The organism is Porphyrobacter sp. ULC335 (genome assembly GCF_025917005.1).
Taxonomy (GTDB): Bacteria; Pseudomonadota; Alphaproteobacteria; order Sphingomonadales; family Sphingomonadaceae; genus Erythrobacter.
On sequence record NZ_CP078091.1, the window covers coordinates 2,406,054 to 2,426,779 of the forward strand.

Annotated in this window: 21 protein-coding genes; 6 read left to right on the forward strand and 15 right to left on the reverse strand. The window is 62.9% G+C overall.

Annotated elements, in window-relative coordinates:
• Position 1 precedes the first annotated feature (1 nt).
• The gene (locus tag KVF90_RS11470; RefSeq protein ID WP_264391708.1) at positions 2-1,045 is read right to left on the reverse strand and encodes a rod shape-determining protein; all 1,044 of its coding nucleotides are present in this window, start codon (positions 1,043-1,045) and stop codon (positions 2-4) included.
• A 202-nt stretch (positions 1,046-1,247) separates the two neighbouring features.
• Here KVF90_RS11470 and mutL point away from each other — a divergent pair, with 202 nt between their 5' ends.
• Both mutL and KVF90_RS11480 read left to right on the forward strand, forming a co-directional pair.
• Positions 1,248-3,104 carry a DNA mismatch repair endonuclease MutL gene (gene mutL, locus KVF90_RS11475; protein WP_264391709.1) on the forward strand — a complete coding sequence of 619 codons (1,857 nt, stop codon included), beginning with the start codon at positions 1,248-1,250 and terminating at the stop codon, positions 3,102-3,104.
• A 118-nt stretch (positions 3,105-3,222) separates the two neighbouring features.
• Complete coding sequence (locus KVF90_RS11480; RefSeq protein WP_264391710.1) at positions 3,223-3,603, forward strand: RidA family protein; 381 nt, start codon at positions 3,223-3,225, stop codon at positions 3,601-3,603.
• A 41-nt stretch (positions 3,604-3,644) separates the two neighbouring features.
• Here the strand turns inward: KVF90_RS11480 and ychF are convergent, their stop codons facing one another.
• From ychF to KVF90_RS11545, 13 genes are all read right to left on the reverse strand, one after another.
• Positions 3,645-4,745 (reverse strand): redox-regulated ATPase YchF, encoded by a 1,101-nt coding sequence (gene ychF, locus KVF90_RS11485; RefSeq protein WP_264391711.1) that lies wholly within the window; start codon positions 4,743-4,745, stop codon positions 3,645-3,647.
• A gap of 93 nt (positions 4,746-4,838) precedes the next feature.
• Positions 4,839-6,152 carry a metallophosphoesterase gene (locus tag KVF90_RS11490; protein ID WP_264391712.1) on the reverse strand — a complete coding sequence of 438 codons (1,314 nt, stop codon included), beginning with the start codon at positions 6,150-6,152 and terminating at the stop codon, positions 4,839-4,841.
• Positions 6,153-6,274: 122 nt separating this feature from the next.
• Positions 6,275-6,787, reverse strand: coding sequence for an AAA family ATPase (locus KVF90_RS11495; RefSeq protein ID WP_264391713.1), 513 nt, complete (start codon positions 6,785-6,787; stop codon positions 6,275-6,277).
• Positions 6,784-7,308, reverse strand: coding sequence for a hypothetical protein (locus KVF90_RS11500; RefSeq protein ID WP_264391714.1), 525 nt, complete (start codon positions 7,306-7,308; stop codon positions 6,784-6,786). The genes KVF90_RS11495 and KVF90_RS11500 overlap by 4 nt, the downstream gene beginning before the upstream one ends.
• A gap of 2 nt (positions 7,309-7,310) precedes the next feature.
• Positions 7,311-7,880, reverse strand: coding sequence for an aminoacyl-tRNA hydrolase (pth, locus tag KVF90_RS11505; protein WP_264391715.1), 570 nt, complete (start codon positions 7,878-7,880; stop codon positions 7,311-7,313).
• A gap of 91 nt (positions 7,881-7,971) precedes the next feature.
• Complete coding sequence (locus tag KVF90_RS11510; RefSeq protein ID WP_264391716.1) at positions 7,972-8,577, reverse strand: 50S ribosomal protein L25/general stress protein Ctc; 606 nt, start codon at positions 8,575-8,577, stop codon at positions 7,972-7,974.
• Between the two features lie 131 nt (positions 8,578-8,708).
• A complete protein-coding gene (locus tag KVF90_RS11515) occupies positions 8,709-9,635 on the reverse strand; it encodes a TraB/GumN family protein (RefSeq protein WP_264391717.1) in 927 nt (308 codons plus the stop codon).
• A 5-nt stretch (positions 9,636-9,640) separates the two neighbouring features.
• The gene (locus tag KVF90_RS11520; RefSeq protein WP_264391718.1) at positions 9,641-10,549 is read right to left on the reverse strand and encodes a TraB/GumN family protein; all 909 of its coding nucleotides are present in this window, start codon (positions 10,547-10,549) and stop codon (positions 9,641-9,643) included.
• 80 nt (positions 10,550-10,629) lie between these two features.
• Entirely contained in the window at positions 10,630-11,325 is a 696-nt protein-coding gene (locus tag KVF90_RS11525) for a hypothetical protein (protein ID WP_264391719.1), read from the reverse strand.
• Positions 11,312-11,506 carry a helix-turn-helix transcriptional regulator gene (locus KVF90_RS11530; protein WP_086607507.1) on the reverse strand — a complete coding sequence of 65 codons (195 nt, stop codon included), beginning with the start codon at positions 11,504-11,506 and terminating at the stop codon, positions 11,312-11,314. Before KVF90_RS11530 ends, KVF90_RS11525 begins: the two co-directional genes overlap by 14 nt.
• A 4-nt stretch (positions 11,507-11,510) precedes the next feature.
• A complete protein-coding gene (locus tag KVF90_RS11535; RefSeq protein WP_264391720.1) occupies positions 11,511-11,885 on the reverse strand; it encodes a hypothetical protein in 375 nt (124 codons plus the stop codon).
• A 114-nt stretch (positions 11,886-11,999) separates the two neighbouring features.
• On the reverse strand, positions 12,000-12,491 hold the full coding sequence (locus KVF90_RS11540; protein ID WP_264391721.1) for a hypothetical protein: 492 nt from the start codon (positions 12,489-12,491) through the stop codon (positions 12,000-12,002).
• A gap of 74 nt (positions 12,492-12,565) precedes the next feature.
• Positions 12,566-12,922, reverse strand: coding sequence for a UrcA family protein (locus tag KVF90_RS11545; protein WP_264391722.1), 357 nt, complete (start codon positions 12,920-12,922; stop codon positions 12,566-12,568).
• A gap of 205 nt (positions 12,923-13,127) precedes the next feature.
• Between KVF90_RS11545 and KVF90_RS11550 the strand changes: the two genes are divergently transcribed.
• The 3 genes from KVF90_RS11550 to ppdK are packed head-to-tail and all read left to right on the forward strand — an operon-like array spanning position 13,128 to position 18,989.
• Positions 13,128-14,057, forward strand: a complete 930-nt coding sequence (locus KVF90_RS11550) for a glycine--tRNA ligase subunit alpha (protein WP_264391723.1) — start codon at positions 13,128-13,130, stop codon at positions 14,055-14,057.
• Entirely contained in the window at positions 14,057-16,279 is a 2,223-nt protein-coding gene (gene glyS / locus KVF90_RS11555) for a glycine--tRNA ligase subunit beta (protein WP_264391724.1), read from the forward strand. The genes KVF90_RS11550 and glyS overlap by 1 nt, the downstream gene beginning before the upstream one ends.
• A 37-nt stretch (positions 16,280-16,316) precedes the next feature.
• Entirely contained in the window at positions 16,317-18,989 is a 2,673-nt protein-coding gene (gene ppdK, locus KVF90_RS11560) for a pyruvate, phosphate dikinase (protein ID WP_264391725.1), read from the forward strand.
• Here the strand turns inward: ppdK and KVF90_RS11565 are convergent.
• Positions 18,986-19,753 (reverse strand): class I SAM-dependent methyltransferase, encoded by a 768-nt coding sequence (locus KVF90_RS11565; protein ID WP_264391726.1) that lies wholly within the window; start codon positions 19,751-19,753, stop codon positions 18,986-18,988. The two genes, ppdK and KVF90_RS11565, sit on opposite strands and share 4 nt — an antisense overlap.
• A 55-nt stretch (positions 19,754-19,808) precedes the next feature.
• Between KVF90_RS11565 and KVF90_RS11570 the strand changes: the two genes are divergently transcribed.
• A complete protein-coding gene (locus tag KVF90_RS11570; RefSeq protein WP_264391727.1) occupies positions 19,809-20,504 on the forward strand; it encodes a ComF family protein in 696 nt (231 codons plus the stop codon).
• The last annotated feature ends 222 nt before the right edge of the window (positions 20,505-20,726 follow it).

Sequence of the window (20,726 nt, forward strand, 5' to 3'; positions counted from 1 at the left end):
ATCACGCAGTCATCAAAACGCCGCGATAGATCGGATCTTCCATCGCGCGGCCGGTGCCGATGGCAACGCACAGGAGAGGATCTTCGGCGACCGAGACGGGTAGGCCGGTTTCCTCGCGCAGATGCTCGTCAAGACGGCGGATCAGTGCGCCGCCGCCAGTCAGCACGATGCCCTGATCGACGATATCGGCGGCGAGCTCTGGGGCGGTGTTTTCCAGTGCGATGCGCACGCCTTCAACAATGGCGCCGATCGGTTCACTGAGCGCTTCGGCGACATGCGCTTGGTTGATGGTGATTTCCTTGGGCACGCCGTTCACAAGGTCGCGGCCCTTGAGCGTGATGATCTCGCCCACGCCATCTTCGGGGATCATGGCGATGCCGTAATCCTTCTTGATGCGTTCCGCGGTGGCATCGCCGATCAGCAGATTGTGGTGGCGGCGCACGTAGCTGACAATGGCTTCGTCCATCTTGTCGCCCCCGGTACGCACCGAAGTGGTGTAGGCAAGACCGCGCAGCGAAAGCACCGCGACTTCGGTCGTGCCTCCGCCGATATCGACGACCATGCTGCCGACAGGTTCGGTCACTGGCATATCCGCGCCGATCGCCGCTGCCATCGGTTCAAGGATCAGGTGCACATCCGATGCACCCGCGTTGGAGGCAGCATCGCGGATCGCGCGGCGTTCCACCGAGGTCGAGCCCGAAGGCACGCAGATCACGATTTCCGGATAACGGAACATGCTCTTCTTGCCGTGCACCTTCTGGATGAAGTGCTTGATCATTTGCTCGGCCACTTCGATGTCGGCGATCACGCCGTCACGCAGCGGACGGATTGCCTCGATGCTGTCTGGCGTCTTGCCCATCATCATCTTCGCATCATCGCCCACCGCCTTGACGCGGCGGATGCCGTTGATCGTCTCGATCGCGACCACCGAAGGCTCGTTCAGAACGATCCCCTGATCCTGGACATAAACCAGCGTGTTGGCGGTACCGAGATCGATCGCCATGTTCTGCGAACCGAATTTGAAGAAGTTGGACAGGAAGCTCATTGGTGTTGGTGTTCCAGTGGTGGCGGGGCGGGGCCGCTGGCGGCTTGGCAAAGCGACTGCGGAGGAATTCGACCCGGTTATGACATGACACCGCGCGCCTAGCGAATCCTCAGACAAAAGGCCAAAATAATTGTCCACCGCAGAGGTGATTTCTGGGGGCATGGTCTCGAAAAAACGTCCACCTATCGCTAGCGTGCGACAAATGCCCGAAATCCGCCGCCTCCCGTCAGCCCTTGTGAACCGCATTGCCGCGGGAGAGGTGGTCGAACGCCCGGCAGCAGCGCTGAAAGAGCTCGTTGAAAACGCCATTGATGCAGGCGCGCGGCGAATCGGTGTCGTGCTGGCCGAAGGTGGCCTTTCGCGGATCGAAGTGGTCGATGATGGCTGCGGGATGGGGCCGGAGGGCATGGCGCTGGCGCTGGAACGCCACGCCACATCGAAGCTGCCCGATTCGCTGATCGGACCCGAAGGCGCGATCGAACTGGTGACAACCTTGGGCTTCCGGGGAGAGGCCCTGCCGAGCATCGCGAGTGTTGCGCGCCTGACCATCGAAAGCCGCGAGGCAGGCGCTGCCGAAGGCTGGCGGCGAGTGGTCGATCATGGCGCGGTGATAGCCGATGAGCCTGCCGCGCTTCCGACCGGCACCCGCGTGCGGGTGGAAGAACTGTTCGCCAAGGTGCCCGCCCGCCGCAAGTTCCTGCGCTCGGCCCGTAGCGAGCACGCGGCGTGCCTCGATGTGGTGCGCCGCCTTGCCATGGCGCGGCCTGATGTGGGCTTCACGCTGGAGACAATAAGCGATGCGGGCAAGCGCACGGTGCTGTCGCTACAGGCTGGCGAAGAGTTGGCTACCCGCGTGGCGCGGATCATCGCGCATGAGCTGAAGGACAATTCTGTCCCAATCGCCTTGGAGCGCGACACGCAGCACGGTGTGATGCGGCTGACCGGCGTTGCGGGCCTGCCGACGTGGAACCGCGGTGTGGCCGATCACCAGTACCTGTTCGTCAACGGCCGTCCGGTGAAAGACCGGTTGCTGGTGGGCGCAGTCCGCGGCGCCTATGCCGATATGCTCGCGCGCGATCGCCACGCGGTGCTGGCGCTATTCCTTGATCTCCCGCCGCAGGATGTCGACGTAAATGTCCACCCGGCGAAAACTGAGGTGCGGTTTCGCGATAGCGCGGGGGTGCGCGGCTTCATCGTCTCGGGGCTGCGGCAAGCGCTGGCGACGGGGGATCGCCGCTCTGCGCAGGGGCCGGATCGTGGAGCGATGGCGCGGTGGCAGTCGGAGCCGGTAGCGCCGCCCTCGGCCCCCTTGTCGCCGACGCTCGACAGCATTTTCTCTGGTCGGGATTGGACAGCAGCGGAACAGCGGCTTGGGGAAGCGCGCCCCGTGTGGAGTGCGCCCTTGCCTCAACCTCAAGGCCGTGCCGAGGAAGCTGCGCCTGTGCCTGCCGAGGCGCAGCAATATCCCCTCGGCATCGCGCGCGGGCAAGTCGCCAACACCTATATCGTCGCCGAATCTGCCGATGGCCTCGTGCTGGTCGATCAGCACGCGGCGCATGAACGCCTCGTACTCGAACGCCTGCGCGCTTCCGGGGCCGAGGAAGCAACCCGCCGCAGTCAGGCCCTGCTGGTGCCGGATGTGGTGGAGATGGACGAGGTCGATTGCGACCGGTTGGAGGACGCGGCCGAGGGCCTCGCGCGCTACGGCCTCGTGATCGAACGCTTCGGGCCAAGCGCGATGCTGGTCCGCGCACTCCCCGCCGCGCTGCCCAAGGCCGATAGCAGCGCCCTGCTGCGCGACCTTGCCGACGATATCGCCAAGCATGGCAAGCAGGAAGACAGCGGCGCGCTGCTGCTCGCCGAGCGGCTCGAACTGGTGCTCGCTACTATGGCCTGCCACGGATCGGTGCGGGCAGGGCGCACACTCAGCGTTGCGGAGATGAATGCCCTGCTGCGTGAGATGGAGACAACGCCAAGGTCGGGCCAGTGCAATCACGGGCGCCCGACCTGGGTGAAGCTGAGCATGGAAGATGTCGAGAAGCTGTTCGGGCGGCATTGATCTGACCGCCCGCGCTGGGTTCTTTAAGCTGTTGATCCGTACTGGTGCGTTTGCGCAAGTTGTCGCGCTGTGCGGGTAAGCCTAGCGGGACCTCGGCACTTTTTTGACGGAGGCGGCCGTGGCGAAACGATTTATTGGGGCGGTCGAAGGTGTTCCCGCTTCTCCATCGCCAATATCGAATGCTGTCGTATGCGGAAACACATGCCACATATCGGGCCAGTTGGCCGTTTACGATGACGGATATCGCCCAGGATCCGCGCGCGAAGAAGCCGAGCGAGCTTTCGGTCTGGTGTTCCTGATCGCCTCGGCGGCGGGGTTCGACCGAAGCGACATCGTCTATGTCGATATCGCCTTCACGAACCTTGAGCAGGATTTGCCCGAGGTTAATGCGCTTTGCCGCGAGTTGTTTGCTCCCTTTCCAGCGCGGACGATCTATCAGGCAGCTGCATTGCCGTTCGGTGCCAAGATCAAGGTTCAGGCTATCGCCCAGCGGGATTGATTGCACGAGTAGATTACGGGCGATACTGCGGGGCTTCCCCCTCAAACATTAAACTTGAAGAGCAGCACGTCCCCGTCCTGCACCACGTATTCCTTGCCTTCCTGGCGCAGCTTGCCCGCTTCCTTCGCGCCCGCTTCGCCGCCCAGTGCGATGTAATCTTCGTAGGCGATGGTCTCGGCACGGATGAAGCCGCGTTCGAAGTCGCTGTGGATCTCGCCCGCTGCCTGGGGGGCCTTGGCGCCGTCGGGGAAGGTCCAGGCGCGGGCTTCCTTGGGGCCGCAGGTGAAGAAGGTTTTCAGGCCGAGCAGCTTGTAACCGGCGCGGATCACGCGGGCGAGGCCGCTTTCGGTGAGGCCCATAGCTTCAAGGAATTCGCCGCGGTCTTCTATCGGCATCGTCACCAGATCAGCTTCAATCGCAGCGGAGACGACCACCGCCTGCGCGCCTTCGGCCGCCGCCTTGGCGAAGACCTTGGCCGACAGTTCATTACCTTCCGCCGCGTCTTCCTCGGCAACGTTGCACACGTAGAGCACCGGCTTGGCGGTGAGCAGCTGCGCTTGCTTGAACAGCCGTTCTTCCTCGTCATCGCCCGGCACGGTCAGGCGCGCGGGCTTGCCTTCGCGCAGCAGTTCCAAAGCCTGACCGAGCACGCTCGCCATTGCTTTGGCTTCCTTGTCACCCGCCGCGCCGCGCTTGGCGGCAGCAGGTACCCGCTTTTCGAGGCTTTCGAGGTCTGACAGCATCAGTTCGGTCTCGACCACTTCGGCGTCTGCGATGGGATCGACCTTGTTGGCGACGTGCTGGATGTCGTCATCCTCGAAACAGCGCAGCACGTGGACGATCGCATCGACCTCACGGATATTGCCGAGGAACTGGTTGCCAAGGCCTTCGCCCTTGCTTGCGCCCTTCACAAGGCCCGCGATATCGACGAAGCCGAGCTGGGTCTCGATGATCTTCGCGCTCTTGCCGATGGCGGCGATCTTTTGCAGCCGCTCGTCCGGCACCGCGACCTGGCCGACGTTGGGTTCAATTGTGCAAAACGGATAGTTGGCCGCCTGCGCCGCCTGCGTTTCAGTGAGCGCATTGAACAAGGTGGACTTGCCGACATTCGGCAGGCCGACGATCCCGCAACGGAAACCCATGATGATTATCTCTTGGCTAGCTGGAAAGCGCTGGCCCTTAGCGGGGAAGCAAGTGTTCCGCCAGCCCGCAAGCGCTACCTTCCGTTCCAAGCGTCAGTAAGGGTGCGGTATGCTCGACAAGTCCTGACCTGATTGCCAGATCGAGGCGATGATCGACCAGTCCCGCAGAGACAAGACATCAAAACCGCGTGATCGCGCGTTCTCGCCAGCGGATATATTCCGCTTGGCGTTGAGATCCATGATGCGCGTCGCGCCGTTTTCAAACATGAGGATCTGCTGGCGCGATGCATCATCATTCACGTTTACCGCGATGACCTTCCCGTCATAAAGCTCTGTGATCTGCTTCACCACGGTATGCGCGATCACGATCCGCTTGCCACCAAAACGTGCCAGTGCCCGGTCGACTTCCTCGGCGTTGGCCCGGCTGTAAAGGTCCGGCATGTCCATGACGTAGCCCCGGTACTGTGTAATCCCCGCCGGTCCAAATACCGCCTCTCCCATTGGTGAAGGCTTGCCGTGCAAGGCATCGTAGGCCCAATATTCGCGGGAGAAGGCATTCAGCGCCTCCAGATCAGCCTCGGGTGGCAATGTCGAGGCAGCTATCCCGCCATGCACGAAAACGATCTCGCCCAGTTGCAGTGCGACCGGCTGATTGCGCAGCCAATCGCCAAGTACGTTACCCTTGCTGAAGGACTCAACCGGACCGCCAAGCCGTTTCAAGGCGTGGATCATCTCAGGATGCGCGCGCGAGTAATTGCCTCGGAGCATGTATTGTTCGTGATTGCCGTGAATCAGATGGACCACTCCACCCGAATTTTGCGCATCAATGGCGAGTTGGTGGAGCAGCCAAAGAGTTTCAAAGACGTCCCCACCGCGGTCAACGGCATCACCAAGGATGACAAGATGCCCGTCGCCGAACACCCACTTGTTGCCATCATCGATGATATTCGCCTCGCGCAGCGCCGCCACGAGAAACGCGTGATTTCCCTCAATGTCGCTGAGTACTGCAACCTTTTCCGGCATCTCTCGCTGCGCAGACACAATGGTCGGCTTAGCTAATTTGAAATTACGCGATTTTTCGCCGCATGTGATGGAAAGCGTGTCGCCAGAGCCTTGCCGCGATATCGCATCGGCACCGCATAACCAGCTTGCAGACCATGTTCCGTCCGCGCCCGAGCGCACGACTGGCCCCACAAGGGAGTTCCCGAAGTTCACCCGCTCTCCTTCTCCCGAGTAAATCGGGATGGTGATGGTGCCAAGAGCCGGAAGGGCCACGTTCAGGTCGCGGTAAACGCCCGCACGAGTCATGGTGATTGACGCCTGCGACAACACTGCAAACAGCAGCCCGGTGCCAAGCAACACGAGCACCAGTATTGCCAGACCCAATCGCGACAGCCATTTCGGCATTCGTGTCATTCGAGTGATCATCGCAGGCCGATATCGAGGCGACCTCAACTAATCAAACGCTCGCATGAACTAGTACTGCTCATCATTACGAAGATGCAGCGCATTGGCACCACCCTCTAAGGTTAAGCTGAAGCGAGTTCATTGCTTGCGCGCCATTGCGCAAGCGCCTCAGGGTTTCGCAAGCGGATCACCTTGCCGGCGTAGGGGGCAAGTTGCACCTCGGTACGCACGCGCGGTCCGCTGTTCCAGTTCATTACGTACCAGAAGAACGCGGCATCAAAGCGTTCCGGGCAGCCATCGGGCATATCGGGCCGCGATTGGCCGCGCAGGCTCGTCACCCGGCGGATCAGCCGCCACAGGCACAAGCGGATCGGGAAATCGAGATAGATCACAGTATCGGCCCGTTCGAGGCGGGGGGCGAGGGTGCTGCCGTAATTGCCCTCAATCAGCCAGCGCTCTCCCGCCACAGCCTCGGCGAGGCGGGCGTGAAGTTCGGCTTTTTCGGTTTCGATCCAGCCCGCTTGCCAGCCAAGCTGATCCATGTGGATGAGCGGCAGACCCATGAGCGGAGCGAGTTCGCGGGCGAGGGTGCTCTTGCCCGATCCGCAGGGGCCGATGATGAGGACGCGGTTCATTCCGTTACTACCACTTCGTTCGGGGAGTTCTGACGCCTGAGGTATTCTCGACGCTTCCGTTTGAGATAAGCGGTGAGGGCGATCCCACCCTTTTCCATGCCCGGGTGGATGAAATATCCCGCAAGCCACAGGTTGCACCAGTGGCGGCGGGGGAGATTCGTGCCGTCCACCTCGATGCCGACATGATAGCCGGGCAAGCGAAAATTGTGCCGCTTGGTTATCAGCGTGATCTCATTCCACGTGATGTCGTGGGTGTAGAGATTTCCGACGATCCTGAGGCCGCGTGCATCCAGTTCGACCCGGTATGTGAATAGCGCGTTGAGCGCGATGACAAACGCAAGGCCCATCACACCCGCGCCCACTAGCAAGAAAGGCGCCTTCCACCATCCACCCGCATCGAAAAGAATCTCGAACGATGCCATTGCCATGACGGCGCAGAGGACAGGGAAGACCACCACGGGCAACACAATTACCAGATGGGCCCACCACCGCCTGCGGATGACGATCACGCCCGCCGACATGGTCAGCCCTGCATTCTCAGCGCGATATCGTTCATGAAGCGCACGTCATCGCCCTTGGCGAGCCATTCCGCCTCCGCACCGATTGCGCCGAGCATGGCGACCAGATCGTCCTGTTCGTCCTTGGCAAAATTGCCGAGCACGTGGCCGGTCACGCGGTCCTTGTGCCCCGGATGGCCGATGCCGAGGCGAATGCGGCGGAACTCTGCGCCCAGATGCTGGTCGATGGATCGCAGGCCATTATGCCCTGCGTGCCCGCCCCCTTGCTTCACTTTGACCTTGAAGGGCGCAAGATCGAGCTCGTCATGGAACACGGTCAGCGCCTCGGTGCCCAGCTTGTAGAAGCGCAGCGCCTCGCCCACCGCGCGGCCGCTTTCGTTCATGAAGGTAGCAGGCTTCAGCAGCAGCACCTTGTGCGTACCGATGCGGCCTTCCTGTACCCAGCCCTGAAACTTGGTCTGCACCGGGCCAAAGCTGTGCATGTCAGCAATGACGTCCACGGCCATGAAGCCGACATTGTGCCGGTGGAGCGCATAGCGCGGTCCGGGATTTCCGAGGCCGACCCAGATCTGCATGACACCCTCCCTAACTGCGACCGCTGCAATGTGAAACGCCGGACTTCTTGCGAAGCCCGGCGTTCCGTTAGCCGTTGCTGGCGCTGGCGGATTACTCCGCTTCGGCGGCTTCGCCTGCGCTGCTCTTCAGACCCGACGGGGCGATCAGCGTCGCGATGGTGAAATCGCGGTCGGTGATCACGCTGGTGACGCCCTTGGGCAGGGTCACTTCGCTGATGTGGATCGAATCGCCGATTTCCTTGCCGGTGACATCGATCTGGATTTCGTCCGGAATGTCAGCGTTGGGGCAGAGCAGTTCGAGTTCGTGACGCACGATGTTGAGCACGCCGCCCTTCTTGAGGCCGGGCGAATCTTCTTCGTTGATGAACACCACCGGCACCTGCACTTCGACCTTGCTGTCGCCGGTCATGCGCAGGAAATCCACGTGAAGCGGACGGTCGGTTACCGGGTGGAACGCCACATCCTTGGGCAGAGTGCGAATGATCTTGCCACCGATCTCGATGTTGACGATCGAGTTCATGAAGTGACCGGTGCCGAGTTGCTTCACCAGTTCCTTCTGCTCGACGTGGATCAGGGTGGGTTCTTCCTTGCCGCCATAGATGACTGCAGGAGTCCGACCTTCGCGGCGAATTGCACGGGAGGCTCCCTTGCCAGCCCGTTCGCGCGCTTCAGCCGGCAGGTTCAGAGCTTCGCTCATAATCGTGCCTTTCGAATGCGTGTTGATTGATAGTCCAACGGCGCAACCGCCTCCAGGGATGTCCGGAAGCGCCGAAGCGCGGGCCCTTAGAGAGAGAAGGCCGGTTTGGCAACTGCTTTGGGGCGCAGACCTCAGGGCAGGCGCCGGATGCGGTAGCCCTGTGCTTCAAGCATGGTGGCCAGACCGTCCGGCCCCACCAGATGCGCGGTGCCGACCGCGATGAGGGGGCGGGGGCCCTGTTCCAGCAGTGGAATGATCGTGGCGACCCAGCGCCGGTTGCGGCCCGTCAGCAGCGCTTCACGAAGGGCTGGCTCGGCAAGAAAACCCTCGCGGGTCGATTGCTCGATGGTGGCAGCGTCGCCTGCCAGCCATGCGCGCTGGAGCCGTTCCGGGTCTTTGCGCGCCTCGTCGCTTCCGCGCACCACGGCGGCGAGCATCGCGCGCTGCTGCGCTTCGGGCAGACGGTCAAAGATCGAAAGCTGGCCGCGCAGCCCCTCAAGCTCGCGCACCGGACGGCCTGCAAATTCGTCGATTAGCGCGGCGTCGACCCCATTGGCGGGATCGCCGGTCGCATCGACGCGCGCCAGGGAGATAGCGGCGGCCCACGTCTCGGTCGATGCTATCCACTCCGCGGAAAAGTCGCCGCGCTTCGCCAACTCTGCCAATTGCGGGTGGAGTTCACTGGGGAGCCTCTGTTCGAGCGGTGGCTGGCCCGGACTTTGCGCGAGGCTGAAATAGATCGAGGGGCCTTCGTCCCGGCCCCTCAAATCGCCAACTTCAACGACCAAGAGGTTGGCCTTAGCAACAGCCTTGGTGACCGCCGGTGTCCGCCACTCGGTGCGGTCGGGGAGAGCGTGGATGGTTCCGAACATCCAGCCCTCCACCGTCCCGTCGGCCGAGGCGATTTCGTAGAGCAGCGGGTTGGGCGGAGGCCCGTCCGCCGACGCCGCTCCGGGTGCATCACTGCAAGCGGCGAGGAGGAGCAGAAGGAAAGGGGCGACAACGCTTGCAGTCAGCCTAGCCGCGCTGCGCATCATCGCCCCTTCCGTTTCATTCATGGCGCTTACTTGACTCGCGTGACCGTGATGCCCTTTTGCGCGAGGTAATCCTGCACGCTCTTGGCACCCGCAAGATGGCCCGCACCGACCGCGATGAACACCGTGCCGGGGGTGTCGAGGCGGGTGTCGATCCACTCGGCCCAGTTGGCGTTGCGGCTGTAAAGCAGGGCTTCGGCGACTGCCGGATCGGACATGCCTTCGTTCATCACGGCGGCGAGTTCGTCGGCATCGCCCTCGGCCCATTCGGCGACCATGCGGTCGAGCATCGGCTTGACCTCATCCATGCCGGCGGCCGCTTCCATCATGAAGGCAATCTGCGATTCCTGGGTCATCCCGTCGAAGATGCCGAGCTGGAATTCGGCGGTTTCGAGCGCGCCCTTCGGCTTGTCACCGACCTTTGAAAGCAGCACCTTCTCGACACCCGCATTGGGATCATAGCCCTGCTGCATCAGCGGGAGGATCGAGAAGGTGAGGCCAGCCAGCCACGGCTTGAGCGGATCGAAGGCTTCCACCGGAATGCCGATCTTGCCCATGGCAGCGTTATAGGTTGCGGTCTGTTCCGGGGTCAGCAGCGAACGCAGCGTGGTGCCGGCGGGAAGCTTCCCCTTGGCGGCGGTAAGCTGCTGGAGTGCCGCTTCGCTCGAAGGGTCCATCGGGATTTCGGTGACGATGATCTCCGAGCTCTCAAGTGCGCTGGCAATGGTCGCGTCATACCAGTCGATCCCCTGCGGCAGCACGTGGACCGTGCCGAACAGGTAGATCGTGGTGTCGGCATCGGCGACCTTCCACATCGCGGGGCCCTTTGCCGCGGGCGCGGTGGCGGCGTGGCCAACGTGGTCCTGAGCCAGCGCCGGGTTCGCAGCGAACAGCGCCAGGGGGGCGGCGGTGAGAGCAAGCAGCGAGGCAAGTTTCATAGCGGTTACCTTTCAGGGGGTTTGAAGATGTGTGGGGTTGGGGGCATCGTTAAACAAGCGTGCTGGCTCGATTTAGAGGGTCAGAGCCGCCAGCGGGCATAAAGGAACGAAAGGATCATCGAGACGTAGGCCAGAGCGAAGATCCCGAAAGCGTGAGGCGGCGGCACAAGCCCTCCGGCATGCAGCACCGCCCAGACCGGGAAGCCTGCAATCACCGACAGGCATCCGCCGGTGAAAGCGACGAGGTTCTGCTCGCGCTTGTAATCGTCGATCATGCGGAAACCGTAGAGCGGCAGGGCCACAAACCCGCCCAGCACCATGATCGCGACACCGATCGCCAGCAGCGGCGGCAGTTTGAGTTGCTCCCAGTCTCCGCCGAACAGGCTCCCATCGCCCTGATCGAAAATGCCCGTGGCAAGGCCGATCATGCCGCCGACGGTGCCTGCGAAGGCGATATAGATCATCTGAGTGCGACTGCGCTGCCGGGTGCGAATTTCTCCGGGCCCGCTGGGGGGCAAATCTGCGGAGGTGTCGCGCCGCCACAGACGCCAGATCGCATAGGCGATACCGCCAAAAACAAGTGCGAGACCGCTGATAACAGCGACATCCACGGCGTCGGCGCTACGCTGCTCGATCAGCACGCTGATGTAACCGGCGGCAGTTGCAGCAACGAACAGCAGTGCGAAAACTGCGCCAATCGCAAGCGCAATGCGAGCAAACACCGAGTATCCTTCGGACAGGCTGGGATCGTTGTTCGAGGGATCAAAGTTCGTCATCGAATATCTCCTCGATCCGCATGTCGAACAGGCGAGCGATACGGAAGGCGAGTGGAAGGGAAGGATCGTGCTTGCCCGTCTCGATGGCGTTGACCGCCTGACGCGACACGTCGAGCCGTCCGGCCAGTTCCGCCTGACTCCAGTCGCGTTCGGCGCGCAGGACTTTGAGGCGGTTTTTCATCAGGTCAGCGGTCCCGGATACGACGATAGACAATCGCCGCATGGAAGATCAGCGCCATGATGGCGAGCATCGAGCCCTGATCCAGCTCATGATCGCGGGCCCACGGCACAATCTGGGCAAACAGGACCACCCCGGCAAAGGCGAGTGCGAAGTTGGCAGCGAATCCGACTTCCGCGCGATAGACCTCGTCCTGCCAACCGCTGAAAACCTGCCCGAAGAGGGTGCCGCAAACGAACCCGCCGGCAAGCGTAGTGAAAATCGACAATGCCTCGAACTGCATGCTGGCGAGCAAGATGATCGACAGTGGCAGACCCAGCCACAAGGCGTTGTAGGCGAAGGTCCGGTCATCCTGCGTCGGGGCTTTGGGATTATACGGCATGGCGTCAGAAGCCCAGAGCAGTGATCAGCTTGGCAAGCATGTTTCCAAGTGCAAATCCGCTCAGGCCGAGCAGCACGCAGGCCTGCCAGCGGCGCATAGTGATAGTCGAGTTCATCACGAGTCCCTCCAGCGTAGGAATTGAAAAATCACAACAAAGACCATCATGTAGCCGATCCAGACATACATCAGGGCATCGCCCCAAACGACTTTGTCTGCCATCCAGCGTAGCGACCAGTGAACCTGCTTCGCGTCGGTGTGTCCGGTGGCAAAGTACCATATCCAGCCGAGAATGAAGCAAAGCAGCGGGGTTGCGGCGGTGGCATAGGCCAGCACCACCGAAGTGCGGCGCCACAATTGCTCGGCGTATTCGTCACGCATGAAGCGGGCGCAGATGAGGAACATCGGCACCAGGAACATAAAGACGAGGATCGGGCCGTAGAAGATCGGTACAGCGAAGGTGGGCATGTAATCTTGCGGATCGAACCCGGTCACGCGGCCGACCAGCAGTTCCACGAAGCTGTAGATAATGGCGAAGAACGAGGCGTTCATCAGCCAGAAGTAGGCGCGATAACGAAATTGCCTGTCGATCTTTCCGGTCGATTGCATCGGCGTCCTGTTCCTCGTGCAAAGCTGGTGAAGGGGCGGCGGAGGGGCGGGGCATGCCCCTCCGCCTTTGGGCATCACGCGCCGGGAGTGGCGGCGGGTGATGAGGGGGCCTGTGCGGCAAGGCGCACGCGATCGAGCCGCGCGTTGCCGATGACGACACGAATGGCGGGCGCAGTCGCTGCCAGCGCGGTCTCGCGGCATTCGCGCTCAAGCCGCAGCGATACGCCATCTCGGCCGCCATTGGCGCAGAGCTGGCGGATCTTGGTGCGCACACGTTCGTCGAGGCGCGCTGCGCCATCGGGGGTAGCCAGATCAAGATCGGAATGAGGGACGTCCACCTCGAAATCGGTCTGGTTTGCGGGATTGGCGAAGACCGCCACCGGGCTGGTGAGAGCGAGCGCGGCGACAGCAAGGGTAAGACGAAGGGACATGCGGTTTCTCCTGGGGAGGAAGAGTGAAGTAAGCCACGACAACCGTCCAAATGTCAGGTTGTCCTGACTATATGTCGCGATTCGCTGACTATGTCAAGACAACCTGACTTTGTGTCACCATAGCCTGACCCATCATCGCGGCACTCCCCGTGTTGCTGCGCTGCGGCATTGACGCAAATGGGGTGTTCGGCCATGGCCTGCCGCCATGAGTGCAGCACCCGCTTTCACCCCCGTAGCCCGCGATCCTGCGCGCTCGTTTCAGGACATGATCCTGACGCTCCATGATTTCTGGAGCGCCAATGGCTGCGTGATTCTGCAACCCTATGACATGCGCATGGGCGCGGGCACGTTTCACACGGCAACCACGCTGCGCGCTTTGGGGCCGGAGCCGTGGAATGCGGCTTTTGTGCAGCCCTGCCGCCGCCCGACTGACGGGCGCTATGGCGAGAACCCCAACCGGCTTCAGCACTACTACCAGTATCAGGTGATCCTGAAGCCCTCGCCGTCTGACATTCAGGAGCTGTACCTCCAAAGCCTCGCGGCGATTGGCATTGACCCGCTAGCGCATGACATCCGGTTCGTTGAAGACGACTGGGAAAGCCCGACGCTGGGTGCTTGGGGGCTGGGCTGGGAGGTCTGGTGCGACGGGATGGAAGTCACCCAGTTTACCTATTTCCAGCAGATGGGCGGCTTTGATTGCAAACCGGTCGCGGGCGAGTTGACCTACGGGCTCGAACGGCTCGCGATGTATATTCAGGGCGTCGACAACGTCTATGACCTCGCGTTCAATTCCTCGGGCGTATCCTACGGCGACGTGTTCCTTGAGAACGAACGCCAGATGTCGAAGTGGAACTTCGAAGTCGCGGATACGGACGCGCTGTTCGACCTCTTCGCCAAGGCCGAGGCCGAGTGCCGCAACGCGCTGTCCGCTGGCGTGCCCATCGCTGCCTACGAGCAGGCGGTCGAGGCCAGCCATGTATTCAACCTGCTGCAAGCGCGCGGCGTGATCTCGGTGCAGGAACGCGCCAGCTACATGGGCCGGGTGCGCGACCTCGCGCGTTCGTCCTGCGAGGCTTACGCCGTCAAGATGACACCTGAATGGGAAGCGAAGTATCCGGGATGGAGTCTCGTCTGATGGCTGACTTCCTGCTCGAACTGCGCTGCGAGGAAATCCCTGCCCGGATGCAGCCCAAGGCCAAAGAGGATCTGGCGCGGCTGTTTGCCGATGCGCTGGCCAAGGCTGGCTTGACGGCAGGTTCGGTCGAAACCTTCGCCACCCCGCGCCGGTTGGCGCTGATTGCCAAGGACCTGCCGCTGGCGACCGCCGCCGTGAGCGAGGAGACCAAAGGGCCGAAAGTCGGCGCACCGCCGCAGGCGCTCGAAGGATTCCTCCGCAAGGTTGGCCTCACTGCGGAGCAACTGACCGAGCGTGACGGAGTCTATTTCGCCGTGGTCGAAAAGCCGGGGCGCGAGACCGCAGCAGTGCTGGCCGAAACCATCCCGGCGATCATCCGCGCCTTTCCCTGGCCCAAATCGATGCGCTGGGGCGCAGCATCGCTCAGCACGGAATCCCTGCGCTGGGTGCGTCCGCTTTCAGGGATCATCGCCTTGCTGGACGGCGCGGTGGTGCCTTGCGAGATTGACGGGATTGCCAGCGGGCGCACGACGATGGGGCACCGGTTCCATCATTCCGGTCCGGTCGATATCGCCAATGCCGGGGCCTATATCGAAACCCTGCGCGCAGCCCATGTGATCGTCCACTTCTCCGAACGCTGCAAACTGATCCGCGACGGCGCTGCCAAGGCCGCGGCCGTGGCGGGGCTGACATTGGTCGAGGACGAAGGCCTCGTAATCGAGAACGCAGGCCTGACCGAATGGCCCAATGTCGGACTCGGAATTTTTGACGAGGCTTTTCTCGATGTTCCACCCGAGGTCATCCAGCTCACCGCGCGGGTGAACCAGAAGTATTTCGTCTGTCAGGGGCCTGACGGGAAGCTTTTCAACGCCTTCATTTGCACGGCCAATATCGTCCCGCGCGACATGGGCATAGTGATTGAAGGGAACCATAAAGTCCTCGCCGCGCGGCTATCCGATGCGCGCTTCTTCTGGGAGCAGGATCAGAAGACTTCGCTTGAGGATCACGCCAAAAAGCTGGCGCGGATTACCTTCCACGAGAAGCTGGGCACCGTCGCCGACAAGGTTGAGCGGGTGGCAAAGCTGGCGCGGTGGTTGGTTGAAGAACGCATTGTCATCCCCGCGAACGCGGGGACCCAGAACGGGACAGAGCAACAGGACGCCCTGGGTTCCCGCGTTCGCGGGAATGACAAGGAAATTGCGGCGCTCGCCGACATGGCCGAACAGGCCGCGCGCCTGTGCAAGGCTGATCTCGTCACTGAAATGGTCGGCGAGTTCCCCGAATTGCAGGGCCTGATGGGCGGCTACTACGCCGCGAAGGAAGGCCTGCCGCAGGAGGTCGCCGAGGCAATCCGCGACCACTACAAGCCGGTCGGGCAGGGTGATGACGTGCCGACGGCTCCGGTGACGGTGGCGGTGTCGCTGGCGGATAAGCTGGATACCATGTTCTCGTTCTTTTCGGTGGAACTGTACCCAACCGGTTCCAAAGACCCCTTCGCTCTGCGGCGTGCGATGCTGGGGATCATCGCTACGGTACTTAAGTCCGACCTGCGCGTGCCGTTTACGAAAATTGCCCGAACGCATTACGCTCTTCCGGACGGCCCGCTCGCGTGGTTCTTGGATTTTCTCGATGAGCGCCTCAAAGTCCAGCAGCGCGAAGCCGGCGTCCGTCACGACCTGATCGACGCGGTCTTCGCACTCGGGGGCGAGGACGATCTCGTCCGCCTGCTCGCCCGCGTCCATGCGCTCCAAACCTTTGTCACCACCGAGGACGGCACCAACCTCCTCGCAGGCTACAAGCGCGCGGCGAATATCCTCAAGAAGGAGGATTGGCGCGGGATCGAGGGGGAGATTTCCCAGACCGGCGAGGAAGACCCGCTGGCAATGGTTGACGATCCCGATCTCGCGCCGGTAATCGCCGCAAAGATGGCCGAGCGCCATGCGGCAGCCGAGCACCTTACCTACACGCCCGAGCCTGCCGAGCAGGCGCTGATCGACGCGCTCGACGCCGCCGCGCCTCAGGCCGCCGCAGCGGTCGAGGCCGAACGCTTCGCCGATGCGATGGCCGCGCTCGCGTCCTTGCGCGCGCCGATCGACAGGTTCTTTGAAGAGGTGACCGTCAACGCCGACGAGGCCAACAAGCGCGCCGCGCGCCTTGCCCTGCTCGCGCGGTTCCGCGATGCGGTCCACCGGGTTGCCGATTTCAGCCGGATCGAGGGATGATCCTCTTCACCGCCCCAACTCTAATGCGGGAACTGCCATGACATTGAAGACGGTCTATGTTTTCGGAGGCTCGGCCGACCACTCCGATCCGCGCCAGAAGGACAAGACCGTGGCAGGTGGCAAGGGTGCGAACCTTGCCGAAATGGCGAGCATCGGCCTGCCAGTTCCTCCGGGTTTCACAATCACCACCGAAGAATGTGTGCGTTATCTTCAGGATGGTGCGGATTTCTCCGATGCCCTGCGCACCGCCGTGGCAGAAGCTCTGACCCATGTCGAAGCCACCGTCGGCAAGCGGTTTGGCGATGCCGCCGATCCGCTGCTGGTCTCGGTCCGTTCGGGCGCACGGGTTTCCATGCCGGGGATGATGGACACGGTTCTCAACCTCGGCCTGAATGACGCGACGGTCGAAGGGCTGGCGCAGTCCTCCGGCGACGCGCGCTTTGCCTGGGACAGCTACCGCCGGTTCATCCAGATGTACTCGGACGTGGTGCTTGGCATCGATCACGGATTGTTCGAAGAAGCGCTGGAGATCGCAAAGGAAGACAAGGGCTTCTACAACGATACCGAGATGGCGGCTGAAGACTGGCAGGCGCTGGTCAGCGAATACAACGGCATCGTTGCGGATGAACTCGGCAGGCCGTTCCCGCAGGATGTGCACGAACAACTGTGGGGCGCGATCCGCGCCGTGTTCGACAGCTGGGATTCTGACCGCGCCAAGGTCTATCGCCGCTTGAACGATATCCCGGGCGACTGGGGCACCGCAGTCAATGTGCAGGCGATGGTGTTCGGCAACATGGGCGAAACCAGCGCCACCGGCGTCGCCTTCACCCGCGATCCCGCAACGGGCAACCGCGCCTACTACGGCGAGTACCTGATCAACGCGCAGGGCGAGGACGTGGTGGCGGGCATCCGCACGCCGCAATACCTCACCAAAGCCGCGCGCGAGACCGCCGGGGCCAAGCCGCTGTCGATGGAAGAGGCGCTGCCGGAAGCCTATGGCGAGCTGGCCCGCGTGTTCGATCTGCTCGAGCTGCATTACAAGGATATGCAGGACATCGAGTTCACTGTGGAACGCGGCAAGCTGTGGATGCTCCAGACCCGCTCGGGCAAGCGCACCGCCAAGGCTGCGCTCAAGATGGCGGTCGACATGGTGGCCGAGGGCCTGATCGACGAGCGCGAGGCAGTGCGGCGGGTCGACCCGATGGCGCTGGACCAGCTGCTTCACCCGACGCTCGATCCCAAGGCCGTGCGCAATGTGCTGACCACCGGGCTTCCGGCCTCGCCGGGTGCTGCGGCGGGCAAGATCGTGCTCGACGCCGATACGGCCGAACAATGGGCCGGACGCGGCGAGAAGGTCATTCTGGTGCGGGTCGAAACCTCGCCTGAGGACATCCACGGTATGCACGCCGCGCAAGGCATCCTGACAGCGCGCGGCGGGATGACTAGCCACGCGGCGGTCGTCGCGCGCGGCATGGGGCGGCCCTGCGTTTCGGGCGCCGGGGCCGTGTCGATCGACCGGGCGAGCCGCACGCTGCGGATTGGCGCGACCGAGTTGAAGGAAGGCGACGCCATCACCCTCGACGGGGCGACGGGGAAGGTGATGCTCGGCATCGTCCCCACCGTCGAGCCGGAGCTGGCGGGCGATTTCGGCGTGCTGATGGTGTGGGCGGACAAGCTGCGGCGCATGAAAGTGCGCACCAATGCAGAAACGCCGGAGGATTGCCGCATGGCGCGCCAGTTCGGGGCCGAGGGCATCGGGCTGTGCCGCACCGAGCACATGTTCTTCGAAGCGAGCCGGATCAGCCTGGTGCGCCAGATGATCCTCGCTGATGACGAGGCCGGCCGCCGCCGCGCGCTGGAAAAGCTTCTGCCCGAACAGCGCGCCGATTTCACCGCGATCTTCGAGGTTATGGCGGGGCTGCCGTGCACCATTCGTCTGCTCGACCCGCCGCTCCACGAATTCCTCCCCCACGCCGATGAAGACTTCGCAGAGCTGGCTGACGCGACCGGGCTTGGCGTCGATCACCTGAAACGCCGCGCGGGCGAGCTGCACGAATTCAACCCCATGCTCGGCCACCGCGGCTGCCGCCTTGGCATCACCTATCCCGAAATCTACGAGATGCAGGCACGCGCGATTTTCGAAGCCGTGTGCGCGGTAAAGATCGCGAGCGGCGCGGCACCCTTGCCCGAAATCATGATTCCGCTGGTCGCTACCAAGCGTGAACTGGCGATCCTGAAGGCGCTGGTCGACAAGACGGCCGAAGCGGTGTTCGCCGAAGTCGGCACGCGGGTGGAATATCTCGTCGGCACGATGATCGAACTGCCGCGCGCCGCCTTGATGGCGGGCGAGATTGCCGAGGAAGGCGCATTCTTCAGCTTCGGCACCAATGACCTCACCCAGACCACGCTCGGCGTGTCGCGCGATGATGCGGCACGGTTCCTTAGCGTCTACGTCGACAAGGGTATCTTCCCGCGCGATCCGTTCGTCAGCCTCGACATCGAAGGCGTCGGCCAGTTGGTCGAACTGGCAGCGGAGCGGGGTAGGGCGACCCGGCCCGACATCAAGCTCGGCATCTGCGGCGAGCATGGCGGCGATCCGGCGAGTATCGCCTTCTGTGAGAAGGTGGGACTCGATTACGTCAGCGCCTCGCCTTACCGCGTACCGATTGCGCGGTTGGCTGCTGCGCAGGCTGCGCTGAAGAAGGCCTAGGTACCGGCGAGGGATCGCCGCCCGGTGAGGGTAATGATCTCGAACGTTTCGGTCACCTTCCCATCGGCCCCCGCGCGGGCGGCAAAAGCGGTGCGAGCGCGGGCGAGGGCGGCTTTGCCCAGTGGCAAGGCTGGCTTGGCAAGCGCATTGCCCAGCCCCTGATCGCGAAGGTCACCGATCAGTCGGTCGAGAGTGGAATACCGCACGTTCAGGGTATGGGTATCGACCACAGGGTCCTTCCACCCGGCGCGCTGGAGCAGGGCCGGGGCTGCGCGAGAATCGACCATCGGGTGCAGCCGTGCGGCCGGCCTGTCCGGCTCGGCCGCCATCATTGCAGCCCGCAAGGCAGGGAGGCTCTGGCCACCGATGAAGCTGGCGATCACCAACCCGCCCGGCGTCAGCGCATTGCGCAAGTGGATCAGAGCGCCGGGCAGATCATTGACCGCATCCAGCTGGCCAATGACACCGATGAAGTCGTAGGGACCGCCCGCAAGGGGCTCGGCGGGGTTGGCGGCGGTCTCGACTGCGAGCATCGCACCGTCACGCTCGATATAGGCGGCTAGTGGCTGGGTACAGGGCCCGATCAGCATCGTCGAGCGTGGTTCGTGCCGGACGAAAGACAGACGATCGATCATGTCATCGGCGATGTCGTGGATCAGAAATGCCGCCGCATCGGCATGGACTTGCTGGCGATCCGATGAGCGCTGGGCACGTGCGATGCGCCGGCGTTCGGAGAAAATCGTGGGTACCTGGTCGGCCGTCATACTGACTGCCCTGCCGCGCTTGATTAGAGAGCGCAAGCCATGCGACACTCGCGCAATGGCAGTGGTCGCTCAACTTGCCCGACAATTCGCGCCGGTGGTGGATCTGCTCTATCCGCCGCGCTGCCCTTCGTGCGGGGGTGCGGTCGCGGCCCAAGACGGGCTGTGTCTGGACTGCTGGAGCACGCTCGATGTTCCCGACAACACCGACGTGGCGGGCCATGCAGTGCCTGTGCACGCTGCCACCTATTACAATGACACTTCGCGCAGACTTGTGCTGGCTTACAAGCATGGGGGACGGATTGCGTTATCGCGGCTGCTTGCCCGGCTCGTCGCGGCGCGCTTGCCCGATCCGCAGCCTGGTGCGAGCCTGCCCGTGCTGGTGCCCGTGCCGCTCCACCGCTGGCGGCTGTGGCAGCGCGGGTTCAACCAATCAGCGCTTCTGAGCCAGGAGCTTGCGCGGATGGGAAAGGGCGAAGCCGAGGTTGCGGCGCTGGTCCGCCACAGGCGCACGCCCAATCTCGGCGGTCTGGGCCGCGAAGCGCGCGAGCGAGTGTTGAAGGGCGCGATCCGGATTGATCCTTCGCGCGCGGAGTATCTTGCGGGCCGGGATGTGATCCTGGTGGATGACGTGCTGACGAGTGGTGCAACGAGCCGTGCCTGCATTGCCGCGATTGCTACGGCCGGTCCTGCTTCGATCGCGGTAGCCTGCTTCGCAAGGGTGGATGAAGGGCACCGGTTTGCCCCACCTTGAAAACATAACGCCCGAGGTCTTTCGACCCCGGGCGCCACGTGACGAAACGGTGCGGATCCACCCTTGCGGGCCGAGGCAGCCACCCCCTAACTTGGCTGCCGGGATCCAATCCCAATCGTTCAACCGGTCGCGCTGGCACCCCATTGCCAGTCTGCGGTCCGGTCACCCCCTGAACCTGACACCGGGCGGTGTCATTGTTCGGTTGAGAACCCCTTGCGAGAG